Origin of the sequence: Pseudoxanthomonas sp. UTMC 1351 (genome assembly GCF_040948865.1) — a bacterium.
Taxonomy (GTDB): Bacteria; Pseudomonadota; Gammaproteobacteria; order Xanthomonadales; family Xanthomonadaceae; genus Pseudoxanthomonas_A.
In genome coordinates this window covers 166540-181766 of the sequence record NZ_JAVGJT010000004.1, presented here as the reverse complement: position 1 = coordinate 181766, position 15227 = coordinate 166540, and the positions used below count along the sequence as shown (strand labels likewise).

Below are 15227 nucleotides of genomic sequence, written 5' to 3'. Positions count from 1 at the left end.
GCTTAGCGGCGGCCGGGAATGTCCGCCAGTTCGCGCAAGCGATCCAGCAGGACGCGCGGCTTCTCGGGGCTGAGCAAAATCAGGCCGCCATCGCGCAGCGGCAACGACAGCACCCGCGTGCGGTCGGTGATCAGGCAGAATGCTTTGGTCAGATTGCGCAGGCGAAAGTACCCGGCGTGGAAGCCCGGCACGCTGAATCCGTTGGTCTTGAAACGCGGTTTGAGGTGGGTATGTTCGTCCAGGCTCACTACGCGTGCCTGCTCGAGATCGATCGCTTCCACCGCTACCTTGCGCTTGTAAAGCGTCGCGGTGATCTGCAGCTCACGGTTGTCCAACCGGATATGCCGGCGGCGGACCATCCAACTCAAACCCACACCCACCAGGATGATGGAGGGGATGGCCAGCAAGGGTATGTGGAGAACGCTGCCTCGATATCCGGACAGGAGCCCTGCCATCAGCACCACTCCGGAAAACAGCAGCGGAACCCACAACCATAGCCAGATCGATCGGCCGGGTGGCGAGAGTGGAAAGTCTTCCAGTTTCTGCATGGTCTTCCCCGTTATTACTGAAGCCAGGCCGGTGGCAACAATATCGTCAGCGGCAGCGCGTGGAACCCCAGTCGATGCGGCAGTGCGTGTCAGGCCTCTCGCTTGAAGAACAACCGCACCGAATAGTCGTGGCCGCTCGTGGCCGAAACCAGTTCCCAGCCCTGCGCGCCCATTTTGTCCAATTCTTCCTGCACGCGGTCGTTCAACTTGCCCCCGAACAGCTTGTACGACACTTCGATGACCTTGTGGCTCCAGCGCTTGCTCATGGTTTTGGTTCCTTCGAATTATCATCTCCCGCCTTCGGCAGGCGGCCCGCCTTGCGCAATGCATCGCGCAGCACGTATTCGATCTGTGCATTGAGTGACCGCAGTTCGTCGTCGGCCCAGCGCTGGGCTGCGGCGAGCACCGCGGCGTTGATGCGTAGCGGGTAGGCCTTCTTTTCGGTCACGTGCTTGTCCGCTCAGCCGGTCAGTAGATCGAGCCGGTGTTGACGATGGGTTGTGTGCCGCGTTCGCCGCACAGCACCACCAGCAGGTTGCTGACCATCTGCGCTTTGCGCTCTTCGTCCAACTGCACCACGCCGTTCTTCTGCAGCTCGGAAAGGGCCATTTCGACCATGCCAACCGCGCCGGCGACGATGCGCGTGCGTGCCGCGATCACCGCGTTGGCCTGCTGCCGTTGCAGCATGGCGTGGGCGATTTCCGGCGCATAGGCCAGATGGCTGATGCGCGCTTCCAATACGTCCACGCCGGCGGTGCTCAGGCGCTCGTCCAGTTGTTCCTTCAAGTGCAGGCTGACTTCGCTGGCATGGCTGCGTAGCGAAATCTGGCCTTCCTCATGTTGGTCGTACGGATAGCTGGTGGCCATCGCGCGCAATGCGGCTTCTGATTGGATATGGACGAAGCCTTCGTAGTCGTCCACGTTGAAGACGGCTTCCGCCGAGTCCACCACTCTCCAGACGATCACCGCGGCGATCTCGATGGGGCTGCCGTCCAGTTCGTTGACTTTCAGCCTGCCGCTTTCGAAGTTGCGCACCCGCAGGGAGATCTTCCTGGTGCTGTAAAACGGGTTGTTCCAGCGCAGGCCATTGTCCTTCACCGTACCGATGTATCTGCCGAACAGGCTGAGCACGGCCGATTGGTTGGGCTCCACTTTGTACAGCCCGGCTACCACCAAGACCAGCAGCGCCGCCGCCAGCAGGGCGACAAACAGGAGCGCGGGCACGCCAGCCACCATCGCCCGGACGAGCGCCGAGGCGGCGATCAGGGCCAGCACCAGTGCTCCTAGCAGAAACGGGATTCCAGGCAGCGAATGGGTTGGATTCTCTTTCATGGCACTTCCCTTTGGTTTGAGGCTAAAAGATATCAAAGTGATATCAAATGTCAACATCATCCTCCCGCCGTTCGTCGGACAGCCGGTAAACTGGCGCGCCCTCACTGGATCTCCGCGCATGACGACGCTCGGCACGCCCTTGTCCCCTTCCGCCATCCGGGTCCTGTTGTTGGGTTCCGGCGAACTGGGCAAGGAGGTCGCGCTGGAACTGCAGCGGCTGGGCGTGGAGGTGATCGCCGCGGATCGCTATGCGAATGCGCCCGCCATGCAGGTGGCGCACCGTTCGCATGTGTTGGACATGCTGGATCCGGCGGCAGTCCGTGCATTGATTGCGCAAGAGCGGCCGCACTTGGTGGTGCCGGAGATCGAAGCCATCCACACCGAAACCCTGGTCGCGGTGGAAGCCGAGGGCGCCGCGCGGGTGATTCCCACTGCGCGTGCCGCCCGCTTGACCATGGACCGCGAGGGCATCCGCCGGCTGGCGGCGGAAACACTGAGCTTGCCGACATCGCCTTATCGCTTCGTCGACACCGCTGAGGAATACCGCGCTGCGGTCGCGGCCATTGGCCTGCCCTGCGTGGTCAAACCGGTGATGTCTTCTTCCGGCAAGGGCCAGAGCACGTTGCGCGAAGAAGCGGATATCGGTCCGGCCTGGGACTACGCACAGACCGGTGGCCGCGCCGGTGCCGGCCGATGCATCGTGGAAGGTTTCATTGACTTCGACTACGAAATCACTCTGCTGACCGTGCGCCATGCCGGCGGCACTTCCTTCTGCGACCCAATCGGGCATTGGCAGAAGGACGGCGATTATCGCGAAAGCTGGCAGCCGCAGCCGATGTCGCCGTTGGCGCTTCAGCGTGCGCAGCAGATCGCCGCGACGGTGACCGACGACCTGGGCGGTTGGGGCTTGTTCGGGGTGGAGCTGTTCGTCAAAGGCGACGAAGTGTGGTTCAGCGAAGTCTCGCCGCGCCCACACGATACCGGCCTGGTCACGCTGGCCTCGCAGGATCTCAGCGAATTCGCGCTGCATGCGCGCGCGATCCTGGGGTTGCCGATTCCCGTCATTCACCACAAGGGTCCGTCAGCTTCATGCGCGATGCTGGCGCAAGGCCACGGCGTACCGGTTTTCGCCAATGTGGAAGGCGCGCTGCAAACGCCGGACACGGAATTGCGCCTGTTCGGCAAGCCACGCGTGGAAGGACAGCGCCGCGTCGGTGTGACCCTGGCACGAGCGGAAACCATCGATGCCGCGAGAGCCGTGGCGCGCGATGCGGCGGCGGCTATCACCATCCTTTTCGAATAATTCGGAGAAGTGCTGATGAACGGACACGACGGCTACGCGGTTTTCTTTTTCCCTCAGGCATTGGAAGCGCTGGGCGATGCCATCAAGCCTTACCTTACTGACCAGCCCGACGGTCCGCATCTATTCTGCAAGGAGATCGACACCGGTGGGGCGTTCACCGAAATGATGCTGGTGGGCAAGAGTCCGGAAGGCCACGAAGTACATGTGGAACTGATGGTGCCCGGCAGCATGATCCGCATGATCGTGTCCGCGCAGAGCGAAACCGTGTTCGGCTTCGGCCCGCGTGTGGCGGCGGCTGCGCCGTAATGTGGGTGTAGCTGTTGTAGGAGCGGCGGCGCGGGCGCGGGCTTGTCCTGTCAGATCGCGAAAAAAAAGCGAAGAGCAATCGAAGCTTGTCGTTTGCCATCCAGACGCGCTGCGGCGCGTTCTTGATCGCGTTCGCTGAGCGGTTATCGGGACGCGGAGCGGCGTCCCCGCCGCGAGCTCTTACCATCAGATCGCGTTAAAAGCGAAGAGCAATCGAAACCTGCCGTTCGCCATCGGACGCGCTGCGGCGCGTTCTTGATCGTGTTCGCTCAGCGGCTATCGGGGCGCGGCGCGGCTTTCAGATCGACCCACACCAGATGATGATCGCTGCCGTCGGCAATGGCAGCATCAGGATCATTCTTGGCCGGCCAAAAGACGCCATTTCCCACGAACTCGAAACCGGTGGATGGCAGCACGTAGTCCAGCCGCATTGCACCGGTCTTGGGACCGAAATCGCCGGTGACGTGCATCGGCGAGCCGCGATGCATGATGCCCTGCGCGCCGTAACGTTCGGCCGTTTCCGCGCCGCCAGCGCTGCGAGGCGTGGCGTGGCGCATCACTCGCGGGTGTTCCAATAATTCGAGGATGACGTCATGGCGTCCGTCGCCGTCGATCGGGTCATTGTTGAGATCGCCGGCGATCACGAAGCGCGCGTCCTGCGCCAATCCACCACAGCGGCCCTGGTCGTCGCATAGCCAGGGTTTGTAGCCAGGCGAAAGATATTCGCGCCACAGGCGGATTTCGTCATGGTTGCGCGCGCCGTTGCGGTCTTCAGGACCATCGAATACCGGCGGAGTGGGGTGCGACACCAGGAAGTGCACAACGCCGTGCGGCGTATTGACCGGCACATCCCAGTGCGACTTGGAAGACAGCCGCAACTGCGACCACACCTCATCGCGGTACCACGGCTGATGGGTTGCTGGATCGATGGGCCTGGCCGCGTCCGGCATCGTGCTCCAACGCAGCAATTGGAACGTCCGCGCCTGCTTGCTGTTGATGGGGTAACGCGACAGCACCAGCATCCCGTATTGGCCAGGGTGCAGCCCGTAGCCCCAGGCATCGTTGCCGCGCTCACGGCCTTCGCCGCCGGCAACGCCGTTGTCGTCCAAGTCCAGGCCGCTGGGAACGCCGGTATTCACCGGTGCCAGATAACGATAAGGGTAGAGCAGCGCGGCGCCGCCGCCCGCCTGCGGTACTCCCAGATAGCGCTGCTGGAACAGATCCGCGGCGCGGTGTGCTTCGTCGTAGTCGAATTCGTTCAATAACACCAGATCCGGTCGGACTTTTTGCAGTACCGCCGCAATCTTGCGCGCCTGCGCACTGTCGCCTTCCAGCGAACGAATCAGCCCGCCGCTCTCATTCGAGTACAGCGACGTGTTGTACGTGGCGATACGGATGTCGCCGTCATCCGTATAAGCGGTGGGATCGCCGTGCACGTTGACGCTGACGCAGGCGGATAGAGACAGGAGCATCGACAGGGTAATGAGAAGTTTTGGCATGCGCCGATTCTGACATGCTCTTGTTACGGTAGCGGATAGCGGGAAACGCTCTGCTTTTATTTCCCCCTTTGAAAAGGGGGCGAAAGCAGATGCCTTCACCCTTCACCCTTCACCCGCTTCCGATCAACATCGCGCCGCCAACTCCGTCCATCGAATTCTTCCAGCGGCTGGAAACGGCGCTTGTAGTCCATCTTGCGATGGCCTTCGATCCAGTAGCCCAGGTACAGATGCTGGCGCGATTCCCGCCGCGCCCATTCCAACTGGCGCAGGATCGCCAGCGTGCCCAGGCTGCGGTCCTCCATGTCGGGGTCGTAGAAGGTGTAGACAGCTGACAAGGCATTGGGAACCAGGTCGGTGACAGCCACCGCCAGCAGATGTCCGTGCTCGCGCAATTCCAGGAAACGTCCTTGCGACCAGCTGCCGATCAGGAACTGGTCGAACTCGATGGCGCCATGATCATCCATGCCGCCTTGCGGATGGCGCGCGGACAGATAGCGGCGATACAGCGCCAGGTGTTCCTCGGTGCGCAACGTCGCCACGATTCGCGTATCCACATCTGCATTGCGTGCGGCGCAGCGGCGTTGGCTGCGGTCGGGCTTGAAATCGTTCACGGGTATGCGCACTGGCACGCACGCGCGGCAATGCGCGCAATGCGGGCGATAGACGATATCGCCGGAGCGGCGGAAGCCCCAACTCAGGGCATTGGGGTAGAACATCGGCAAACGTGGATCACGCGGGTCCAGCACCAGATCGCGCGCTACCCGTTCCGGCCAGTAGCCGCAAGGATGCTCGCCGGTGTGGAACAGCCGAAGCTCATCGACCGGTTGCAACGAATCGGCGCCCATGTCCTTAACCTCCACCCTGTGCCGCCATGAGCCAGAACACCATTCCCGCCAGCACGCCTGCCGCCGTTCCTGCCAATAGATCGCCAGGCGTGTGTCGCTGCAAGGCCAGGCGCGACCAGGCGAGGGCAACAACGAAGAGGGTGCCAGCCGCGCCAAATTCCCAGCCCAGGCGCGACAACAGCACCACCGCGAAAACGGCGAACGCCATGTGCAGCGACAACTTGCACCAGCGCGATGTCAGCATGGCAATGGCGGTCAATCCGGCGGAAAGGCCCAGGCTCAACGCCAACTCGCGTTGCTGTGCCACGACCGCCAGCAACGTGCCGGCGGCCAACGCAATTAGCAGGAAGCGGTTGAGCGAACCCCGCTCGTGCTTCGCGCTGGCGTCCACATGCCCCCAGTGGCCGCGACGTACCTGCCACCACGAATACCCCATCACCACGGCGGCGAACAGGCCAAAGCCCAGTCCCACCCGCAGCGTCTCCCCGCCGCCGCCACCGTCGCGTGTACGCGTCAGCATCAGCACCGCCAACGGCAGCACCAGCATGGGATGGCCGACGATGGACAGGGCACGGGCGAAGGCGTTCGTCATAAGGCCAGCATACTGCGGTGCCGGTATCGCGGGTGTTGCGATTAGGGCCTGTTAACGCTATTGGGATAGGTCACGTTGCTTCCCCGCCTTGCCAGGGGCTTGCTCTTGTAGGAGCGCCGTCCTCGGCGCGCGAGCTTTTGCTTCTACCGCGACCTGACAGGAAGAGCTCGCGGCGGGACGCCGCTCCTACAAAAACGGACCACTGGCAGGCGGGGAGGCGGCGTGGCCTATCCCAATAGCGTTAACAGGTCCTCGCCACAATCTGAACGCGCTGGTCCGCGCGTCAACCGTCCTGGCGCGGAGGCGTTGACTACCGCAGTGGCGCACATCGCGCCGCGCTTTCAGGAGATACCCATGAATCGCAATACCCTGCTTGTTATCGCTGTTCTGGCCGCCTTGGGCGCTGGCACTGCCTTGGCCGCGACCCAGGCCGACGACGCCACCCGGTCCGCCGCCCGCATCAACCCCGACAAGAACAATGATGGTGCGATCGATCGTGCCGAAGCCGCCGCACTACCGCGCCTGGCGGACAAGTTCGACGCATTGGACAAGAACAAGGACGGCAAGCTGACAGCCGACGAGCGGCCGCAGCGCGGCGGCATGCACGGTGGGCGTCACGGCGGCAAAGGCGCCGCTTTCGCCAAGCTGGACACCAACCAGGACGGCAAGGTCAGCCGGGCTGAAGCCGGGGCCGATCCAAAGTTCGCCGAACGCTTCGACAAGATGGACGTCAACAAGGATGGCGTCATCGACCGCACCGACCGCGAAGTGCGGGCCAAGCAGCACCGCGAAGAACGTTTCGCCGCCGCCGATACCGACAAGGACGGCAAGCTGAGCCGGGCCGAGTTCGAAGCCGCAGACAGCAGACGTCACCACAGGTAGGAGCGAGGTCCCTGGCGCGAGCTCTTGCTTCTATCGCGATCTGGCAGGAAGAGCTCGCGGCGGGACGCCGCTCCGCGCCCCGATAACCGCCCAGCGAACCCGATCGAGAACGCGCCGCAGCGCGTCAGGATGGCGAACAGCAGGCTTCAATCGCTCTTCGCGTTCTAACGCCATCTGACAGGAAGAGCTCGCGGCGGGACGCCGCTCCGCGCCACGATAACCGCTCAGCGAACCCGATCGAGAACGCGCCGCAGCGCGTCAGGATGGCGAACAGCAGGCTTCAATCGCTCTTCGCGTTCTAACGCCATCTGACAGGAAGAGCTCGCGGCGGGACGCCGCTCCTACAAATGCAGAGCCACCATGACACGTAGGAGCGCCGTCCTCGGCGCGAGCTTTTGCTTTTATCCGGCCGCGAGTCCGCCGTTCAGCGCGTAAGTGAAACCCATTACGACCGTGACAGCTACCAGGGCGATGAGCACGCCCAAGCGGCCGTACATGCTTTCATACAACCAGTTCTTACCGGCTAAACCACGCCGTGAAGCATCGCGCGCCAGTAGCGGCGCCATGATCCGTTGCAGCGGCACCAGGCATTGGTAGCTGATGACTGCCATCCCTGCCAGCGAATACAACAGTATTGATGGCTCGGGGGCGGCGAAGACGACCAGCAGCAGTACGCCGATACAGAACAACGCTACGGTTGCGGTATTGAGGAAAATGAAACGTCGTAGCTGGCGGCGTTCTTCCGCCGTGTCGGCGAACCGAAGCAGGTACAGACCGCCCAGATAGGAAATCAGCATGCCACCGAGCAGTGCGGGAATCGCGGTGTACAGGTTTAGGGCGCTGACGGCGGTGCCCAGCGCGCCGAGCGCAATGCCGCCGTTGAACACGGACGCGCCAAGTCCTCCCGCTCCCAGCTTGCCGGCGCTGGAGCCGATCGTGCCGGCGCCGATCAGGACCGCGGCACTGGCGGCCGGCGCCGTCACCATCAACGCGGTACAGACCGTCGTCGCGAACACCGCGCTGGGTGCGCTGGCGCGGGCGAACTCGCCAAAACGCTTCAGCATCTCCTCGCGCACGCTGCTGCGCGCGCGCGACAGGCGCTTGCGCACCGCCGCATCGCTGAGTCCCAACAAGGTCGCGACCTGCTGCGATCGTTGGCCCTCGCGGTAATACAGCAGCAGCGTTTCGCGGCTTTCCTCAGGCAGCGCCGAGATGATGTCGGCGGCGACGATTTCCTGCTCGGTCAGCAGTAACTGCTCCGATGGCGTTGGGGAGGGATCGGCCGCCATCCCGATGGCGATCTCCGCCCCCTCGCCGGTCAATGGCCGATGGCTGTTTGCGCGCAAGTGGTCGCGCGCAAGATTGCGGGTGATCTGCCGCAGCCAGGGCAGGAAACTGGTGGAATTCTTCAGCCGGTCCAACTGCTCCCAGGCCTTCAGAAAGGCTTCCTGGGCGATGTCCTCGCTGGCCTGTACGTCGCGGGTAATCGCCAATGCGATAGCGGTAACGGTGTTCTGGCACGCCCTCACGATACGGCCGTACGCCGCCTGGTTGCCGCGGGCGGCGGCAGGCAGTTCCTGTTCCAGCATCAGTTCCAGTGTTTGAGCATTCATGGCGATCGTCCGCGAAGGGGAATCCTGCCATCTCAGACGGGGTGGTGTGCGGAATGTGACCGCGGTTGGAGCTGAAAGGTTTTTCTGTCTAACGTCATTCGATCATTCACAGCCGTCGTCCCGGCGCAGGCCGGGATCCAGCGACTTCCTACCATCTGGAGCGCAAGGCACTGGGTCCCGGCCTGCGCCGGGATGACGTTCACTAGCGCTAGTGCTTAACCCGAACTCGGCTGGATGCGCACGCGGACCGGCTCTTCCTCTTCTTCAGCCGGGGCGGGCTCGGCAGGGGAGGCGGGCTGGGCCTGCGGCGCAGCCGGCTGGCTCTGCGGTTGAGGAGCGACCGGCAATGCCGTCTTGGCCTGCCGGTGACGCATCACGGTGATGACCACCGTCAAGGCGATGATCGCCAGCAGGATAAGCCGGATTCGCCACGCCCAGCGGCCGCGTTGCGGGGTGTCGTCTACGGCGTCGGTGAAGATCAGGCTGGGCCGACCGCCTGGGCGGGTGGTTTCCAGCAGGCCGGCCTCCCTCAGGATTTCGCGCGCGCGTGGCTGGTCTTCTGCATGGCGGATCCAGACGGCCGCCTGCTGGCTGGCCGCCATCGGTTCGCTATAGCTGAACTGGCCGCCGCGCCGCGACCGATAGGAACGTGCGTTGCTGACGTGAACCTCGATACCCGCGTCGGAGAGCAGCTTGGCGACTCCCTCGACGGTTTCGAGACGTTGGCTGCTGAATACCTGGCGCATGGTTCAGCCGTGTGTCGCGTGCGTGTGGAAGTACATCCGGTACAAGTTCGGGGCAGATGAAATTGTCATCGCGTCATATTACTTCAGGCGGCAAGCGGTCAGTCCTTGGCCGGCACCAATGAGGCACTCTGCGCGTCGGGCACCACCCGGATGAGGCCTTCCTGCGCGGTGCTGGCGACCAAATGCCCTTGGCGGTCGAATATCTGTCCGCGCGCCAGTCCGCGCGAACTCTGCGCGCTGGGACTGTCGATGGAATAGAGCAGCCAATCGTCGGCGCGGAACGGGCGGTGGAACCACATGGCATGATCCAGCGATGCCATCTGCACGTTCGGCTGGTAATAGCTGATGCCATGCGGAAATGTCGCCGTGCCGAGTAACTGGAAATCGGAGGCATACGCGAGCAAAGCGCGATGCAGTTCCGGCGAGTCGCCGACTTTTTCGCTTAGACGGAACCACACCTGCTGATACGGCGGGCGCTTGGGCGGATTAAGTTCATCGCGTGGGTATACATGGCGAAACTCGAAGGGGCCGCGTCGCGACAACCAGCGCTGCACCTTGGTAGACAGCTTCGCCATGACCTCGGCCGGTATCGCTGGCGCGGGCTCGATATCTTCCGGTTGCGGCACTTCCGGCATCGATAGCTGATGCTCGGCGCCGGGCTCTTCAGCCTGGAACGAAGCCGCGCAGAAAAAAATGACCCGGCCGTGCTGGATGGCGGTGACCCGGCGCACGGAGAAGCTGCCGCCATCGCGGGTGCGGTCCACGTCATAGACGATGGGGTGGTCGATATCGCCGGCGCGCAGGAAGTAGGCGTGCAGCGAATGCGCGCGGCGCGGACCTTCCACCGTGGCCTGGGCCGCCGACAGTGCCTGGCCCAGCACCTGGCCACCGAAGACGTATTTGGTGCCGATATCGCGGCTCTGGCCTCGGAACAGATTGTCTTCCAAACGTTCCAGCGAAAGCAGTTCGATCAGCTCGCTGACCACGGGTTCGGGAGTGGGGGGCACGGGCGTTCGCCTGGCAAAGGAATCGCCGGATTATAAAGGCGGGAGATGAAAAGGCTTCGGCGCCTGTAGGGCAACCTTGTGGGAGCGACGTGAGTCGCGACCGGAAACATCAACATCGCGACTCACGTCGCTCCCACAAGGTAAGTTGCCGTGCGATGTGAGGCCCTGAGAGATCGCCTACTACGGCTTCAACCGCTCCAGCATCACCGCTTCCATCACCCGCGCCCAGGGAAATAGTGGCCCCGGATCCAACTTCCGGTGCACCTGCGTGCCGGGGTCATTGCTGGACGCCTCCAGCGTGGTGTCCAGTTCTTCGTGCCCGGCGATGTACTTCAGCGAGGGCAGTTCTCGCTGCAGCGTTTGCAGCAGGCTGATCACCGCGACGATCTGCGCTTCGGTATAAGGTTCTTCCATCTTCTGGTTGCGCGAATCCAGCCAGTCCGGGTAACGGCCGGTGTTGACCAGTTCGATGCCCACCGCGCGTGAGTTGTAACCGCGCACATGATGAGCGACGCGCTCAGGGCGCACATAGACATGCACGCTGCCGTCTCGGTCGATGTAGTAATGGCCGCTGTTGCCGGTGCCCGAAGCGTAGAGAATCTGTTCGCCAGCCTTGCGCGCACCGGCCAAATCCGGCAGCTCGGTGCAATGGATCACCACCAGATCAATCTGCGGGCGGGGGCGTTCTTCCAGCCGCAATTCGTAAGGCAGCGGCGAGACGGTCATGGGCGGAGATGGCGGCAGGTCGGGAAGCATGGCCGAATCTTAGAGCGTGTTGTGGCCTTTTTGGGGTGTGTGCGAAGGGATCCTCCTTCCGATTGCCCGGCCGCGCCGCCGGTGCTGGGCCACGCATCCCATAGCAGACGCCATAAACGCGCTCAGCACCGCAGCTTGAGCCAAGGCGGTGGCAGGGCCGGTCCAGTAAACTACACGTCTTTATGGGTCGCGACGCCTGAAGGAATCTGTCGATGCCGCTTTCTCCCGACTCCCCGCTCGCCAAACTGATGGCCAACCTGCCGCACGCCGGACGGGTGGAATGGATCGGGCTGCGTCCGGCTCGTACCGAGGCGATGACGCCCGTGGAGGTCGTGGACGCGGCGGAAGGTGGCGGGTTGGCCGGCGATCGCTACGCCGGCGGCAGCGGCAGCCGCGGCGTGACCCTGATCCAGGCCGAACACCTGCCGGTGATTGCTGCATTGGCGCGCTACCACGGCCTGGAGCCGGCACTGCTGCGGCGAAACGTGGTGGTCTCTGGCGTGCCGCTGATCGCGCTGAAGGAGCGCCGGTTCCGCATCGGTGAAGTGGTGCTGGAAGGCACGGAGTCCTGCGATCCATGCTCGCGCATGGAAGATGCGCTGGGGGCGGGAGGCTATAACGCCATGCGGGGTCACGGCGGCCTGTGCGCACGGATCATCGTCGGCGGGCGCTTCCGTATAGGCGATGCGGTGGAGCCACTGTGATGCGAGGCCACTGCATTCTTTCGCACGGTTTCGAAAGCGGCCCTGATGCCACCAAAGTCGCGGCGCTGGCGGAAGCCGCCGAGCGGATGGGCTGGACGCACGAACGTCCGGACTACACCGATCTGGATGCACGCCGCGACATCAGTTCACTGGGCGATGTGCCGACGCGTTTGGTGCGGCTGCACGAGATCGCCACGGCCGCGGCCGCACGCGGTCCGGTGGTGCTGGCGGGTTCCAGCCTGGGCGCCTATATCGCCGGCCGCATTTCCTTGCAGGTGCCCACGCGGGGGCTGTTCCTGATGGCGCCGCCGATCAATATGGGGCCGTTGCCGGACTTGGATGCGGCAGCCGTGCCGGTGTCGATCATCCACGGCTGGGACGACGAACTGATTCCAGCGCAACAGGTCGTCGACTGGGCGCATATGCGCCGTGCGCGCCTGCTGCTGGTGAATGATTCACACCGGTTGTCCGACCATGTGGTCGCATCGGCGGAAGCGTTCGCGCAGCTGTTGGCGGAGCTGTAGTTTTTCTTGTCGTCCCGGCGTAGGCCGGGACCCAGCGGCTTTCCTGACGTCGCGCAGTCACTAGGCCCCGGCCTGCGCCGGGGTGACGACCACTTTCGAGGTTTTACTTTTGAAATTCTTCATCTCCTGCGCCAAGGGCCTGGAATATCTACTCGCCGATGAGATGCTTGCGCTCGGCATGGCCAAGGCCACCGCGACCATCGCCGGTGTCAATGCTGAGGGCGAGCCGGTGGATGCGCAGCGTGCGGTGCTGTGGTCGCGGCTCGCCAGTCGCGTGTTGTGGCCGATCGCCGAGTTCGATTGCCCGGATGAGCAAGCGCTCTACGATGGCGTCGCCGCGGTGCCCTGGACGCAGCACCTGCGTTCGGAACACACCTTGGCCGTCGATGCGCATGTATCCGGCGAGGCCATCACCCACGCGCGCTTCGCCGCGCAGCGGGTCAAGGATGCGGTGGTCGATACGTTGCGTGCGCAGGGCCTGGAGCGGCCTTCGGTGGATGTCGATCAGCCAGATGTACGCATCAACCTGTCGCTGCGCAAAGGCCGCGCCACGCTATCCATCGATCTGGGCGGCGGACCAATGCATCGGCGCGGCTGGCGCCAGGTGCAGAACGATGCGCCGCTGAAAGAGAATCTGGCCGCGGCCGTGCTGATGCGCGGCGGCTGGCCCAAGGCCTATCACGATGGCGGCGCGCTGCTGGACCCGATGTGCGGCAGCGGCACGCTGCTTATCGAGGGTGCGTTGATGGCGGCAGACGTGGCGCCCGGGTTGCAGCGCCACGGCAACGTGCTGCCCAGTCGCTGGCTCGGCTTCGACGCCAATCTCTGGCGTGAACTGTATGCCGACGCCATCGAACGTGAGAGCAAGGGGCGTACGACGCTGAAGCCGGTGTTCTTCGGCAGCGATATCGACCCGCATGCAATCCGTGCTGCGCGCGATAACGCCACGCTTGCGGGACTGGCCGGCGTCATCCAATTTGAAGCGCGCGACATCGCGCAATTGGTGCAGCCTCCATTCGAGCGCGGTGTCGCAGTCTGCAATCCGCCTTATGACGAACGATTGGCTGCCGACGCGGCGCTGTATCGCCTGCTGGGCAATGCGCTGAAGCAAGCGGTACCGCAATGGCGCGCCAGCTTGCTGTGCGGCAGCGCGGAGCTGGCCTATGCCACCGGGCTTCGCGCCAGCAAGAAATACCAGATGTTCAACGGCGCCATCGAATGCGCGCTAATCGTGTGCGATCCAGTCGCCACGCCGGTGCGGGAATCCTCTGAGCCGCGCGTGTTGTCCGAAGGCGCGCAGATGGTCGCCAACCGGCTGCGCAAGAACCTGAAGAAGTTCAAGAGCTGGCGCGAACGCGATGGCGTGACGTGCTACCGCGTCTACGATGCGGACCTGCCGGAATACGCGGCTGCCATCGATGTCTATCGCGAAGAGAGCGGGGAAGAGCGCACCTTCCTGCATGTGCAGGAATATGCACCGCCGGCGACGATCCCGGAAGCCGACACACGACGTCGTTTCGGCGATCTGCTGGCGGCCGCGCGCGAGGCATTCGCGGTGCCGGCCGAGCGCGTCGCCATCAAGTCGCGCACACGCGGCAAGGGCGGCAGCAAGTACGGCCGCTTCCAGGAGCGCGGCGAGCTCATCATAGTGCGTGAAAGCGGCGCACGGTTGCGGGTCAACCTGTTCGATTATCTGGACACCGGACTATTCCTGGACCACCGCCCGTTGCGCCGGCATATGGCGCAGGAGTCGCGGGGCAGACGTTTCCTCAATCTTTTCAGCTACACCGGCGTGGCCTCGGTGCAAGCCGGCGTGGCCGGTGCCGGTTCCACTGTCAGCGTCGACCTGTCGGCGACCTATCTGGAATGGTGCGCAGCCAACCTGGCGCTCAACGGCTTGGGCGGTGCACAGCATCGCTTGGTGCAGGCCGATGCGTTGACCTGGTTGGAAGCGGAAAAGAACCGCTACGACGTGATCTTCTGCGACCCGCCGACGTTCTCCAACTCCGCCCGCGCCGAAGACTTCGATGTGCAGAAGGAACATGTCCGCCTGTTGCATGCAGCGGTAGCGCGCCTGATGCCGGAAGGTGTGTTGTATTTCTCCAACAATTTTCGGCGCTTCAAGTTGGACGAAGACGCCGTGGCTGAATTCGCACATTGCGAAGACATAAGTGCTCAGACCATTCCGCCGGACTTTGAACGGAATCCGCGGATACATCGGTGCTGGCGGCTGACTCGAAAATGAGCATATCCACTCTGTAGGGTGGGCCCCGGCCCACCATTGCCATGCCTGAATTCACGGCGAAAATCAGCGAAGTCGATCCGAACGCCTGTATGTGGCTTTCGATGATTATCTGCGCGAGCGTCGAGATGGCGATGGTGGGCCGGGGCCCACCCTATGGATGCGTCAACCGGATTTCGAGCCAGCGAAGTAAGCCAAGCGCACCCGGGATGCTTTACGCGGAAGCTCTCCGCTCTCTGCCCGAATGACGGTATCCACTTGCTGTGGTTGTTCGCCATCTGATCGCGCTGCGGCGCGTTCTTCATCGCCATCCGTCGGCGGGGCTGCG

The 15227-nt window shown here is 63.5% G+C and carries 17 protein-coding genes; 6 read left to right on the top strand and 11 right to left on the bottom strand.

From position 1 onward, the window contains the following. Positions 1-2 precede the first annotated feature (2 nt). From AB6O04_RS02770 to AB6O04_RS02755, 4 genes are all read right to left on the bottom strand, one after another. Positions 3-548, bottom strand: a complete 546-nt coding sequence (locus AB6O04_RS02770) for a PH domain-containing protein (RefSeq protein WP_368562151.1) — start codon at positions 546-548, stop codon at positions 3-5. Between the two features lie 89 nt (positions 549-637). Continuing rightward, entirely contained in the window at positions 638-814 is a 177-nt protein-coding gene (locus AB6O04_RS02765; protein WP_368562150.1) for a DUF4177 domain-containing protein, read from the bottom strand. Next, positions 811-996: an Arc family DNA binding domain-containing protein gene (locus AB6O04_RS02760; protein ID WP_368562149.1), complete on the bottom strand. Its 186-nt coding sequence runs from the start codon at positions 994-996 to the stop codon at positions 811-813. Before AB6O04_RS02760 ends, AB6O04_RS02765 begins: the two co-directional genes overlap by 4 nt. 20 nt (positions 997-1016) lie before the next feature. After that, positions 1017-1880: an SPFH domain-containing protein gene (locus tag AB6O04_RS02755; protein ID WP_368562148.1), complete on the bottom strand. Its 864-nt coding sequence runs from the start codon at positions 1878-1880 to the stop codon at positions 1017-1019. A gap of 118 nt (positions 1881-1998) precedes the next feature. Between AB6O04_RS02755 and purT the strand changes: the two genes are divergently transcribed. Both purT and AB6O04_RS02745 read left to right on the top strand, forming a co-directional pair. Continuing rightward, complete coding sequence (gene purT, locus AB6O04_RS02750; protein WP_368562147.1) at positions 1999-3183, top strand: formate-dependent phosphoribosylglycinamide formyltransferase; 1185 nt, start codon at positions 1999-2001, stop codon at positions 3181-3183. Between the two features lie 15 nt (positions 3184-3198). Next, entirely contained in the window at positions 3199-3489 is a 291-nt protein-coding gene (locus AB6O04_RS02745) for a hypothetical protein (protein ID WP_368562146.1), read from the top strand. 269 nt (positions 3490-3758) lie between these two features. On the opposite strand, the gene AB6O04_RS02740 is transcribed toward AB6O04_RS02745, so the two are convergent. The 3 genes from AB6O04_RS02740 to AB6O04_RS02730 all read right to left on the bottom strand — a co-directional run bounded on the left by AB6O04_RS02740 (position 3759) and on the right by AB6O04_RS02730 (position 6425). After that, positions 3759-4988, bottom strand: coding sequence for an endonuclease/exonuclease/phosphatase family protein (locus tag AB6O04_RS02740; RefSeq protein WP_368562145.1), 1230 nt, complete (start codon positions 4986-4988; stop codon positions 3759-3761). A 95-nt stretch (positions 4989-5083) separates the two neighbouring features. Next, positions 5084-5833, bottom strand: coding sequence for an arginyltransferase (locus AB6O04_RS02735; protein ID WP_368562144.1), 750 nt, complete (start codon positions 5831-5833; stop codon positions 5084-5086). A gap of 4 nt (positions 5834-5837) precedes the next feature. Beyond that, positions 5838-6425 (bottom strand): hypothetical protein, encoded by a 588-nt coding sequence (locus AB6O04_RS02730; RefSeq protein WP_368562143.1) that lies wholly within the window; start codon positions 6423-6425, stop codon positions 5838-5840. 354 nt (positions 6426-6779) lie between these two features. Here AB6O04_RS02730 and AB6O04_RS02725 point away from each other — a divergent pair, with 354 nt between their 5' ends. After that, on the top strand, positions 6780-7307 hold the full coding sequence (locus tag AB6O04_RS02725; RefSeq protein WP_368562141.1) for an EF-hand domain-containing protein: 528 nt from the start codon (positions 6780-6782) through the stop codon (positions 7305-7307). A gap of 401 nt (positions 7308-7708) precedes the next feature. On the opposite strand, the gene AB6O04_RS02720 is transcribed toward AB6O04_RS02725, so the two are convergent. The 4 genes from AB6O04_RS02720 to AB6O04_RS02705 form a co-directional block, all read right to left on the bottom strand. Beyond that, positions 7709-8920 carry an RNA polymerase sigma factor gene (locus AB6O04_RS02720; RefSeq protein WP_368562140.1) on the bottom strand — a complete coding sequence of 404 codons (1212 nt, stop codon included), beginning with the start codon at positions 8918-8920 and terminating at the stop codon, positions 7709-7711. 215 nt (positions 8921-9135) lie between these two features. Further along, positions 9136-9666 (bottom strand): pathogenicity-like protein, encoded by a 531-nt coding sequence (locus tag AB6O04_RS02715; protein WP_368562139.1) that lies wholly within the window; start codon positions 9664-9666, stop codon positions 9136-9138. Positions 9667-9764: 98 nt separating this feature from the next. Next, on the bottom strand, positions 9765-10673 hold the full coding sequence (gene tesB / locus AB6O04_RS02710; protein ID WP_368562138.1) for an acyl-CoA thioesterase II: 909 nt from the start codon (positions 10671-10673) through the stop codon (positions 9765-9767). A gap of 180 nt (positions 10674-10853) precedes the next feature. Beyond that, complete coding sequence (locus AB6O04_RS02705) at positions 10854-11429, bottom strand: N-acetylmuramoyl-L-alanine amidase (RefSeq protein WP_368562137.1); 576 nt, start codon at positions 11427-11429, stop codon at positions 10854-10856. A gap of 212 nt (positions 11430-11641) precedes the next feature. Here AB6O04_RS02705 and AB6O04_RS02700 point away from each other — a divergent pair, with 212 nt between their 5' ends. From AB6O04_RS02700 to rlmKL, 3 genes are all read left to right on the top strand, one after another. Then, the gene (locus AB6O04_RS02700) at positions 11642-12133 is read left to right on the top strand and encodes an MOSC domain-containing protein (protein ID WP_368562135.1); all 492 of its coding nucleotides are present in this window, start codon (positions 11642-11644) and stop codon (positions 12131-12133) included. Then, positions 12130-12657, top strand: a complete 528-nt coding sequence (locus AB6O04_RS02695; protein WP_368562133.1) for a hypothetical protein — start codon at positions 12130-12132, stop codon at positions 12655-12657. Before AB6O04_RS02700 ends, AB6O04_RS02695 begins: the two co-directional genes overlap by 4 nt. Positions 12658-12766: 109 nt before the next feature. After that, a complete protein-coding gene (rlmKL, locus tag AB6O04_RS02690; protein ID WP_368562131.1) occupies positions 12767-14902 on the top strand; it encodes a bifunctional 23S rRNA (guanine(2069)-N(7))-methyltransferase RlmK/23S rRNA (guanine(2445)-N(2))-methyltransferase RlmL in 2136 nt (711 codons plus the stop codon). The last annotated feature ends 325 nt before the right edge of the window (positions 14903-15227 follow it).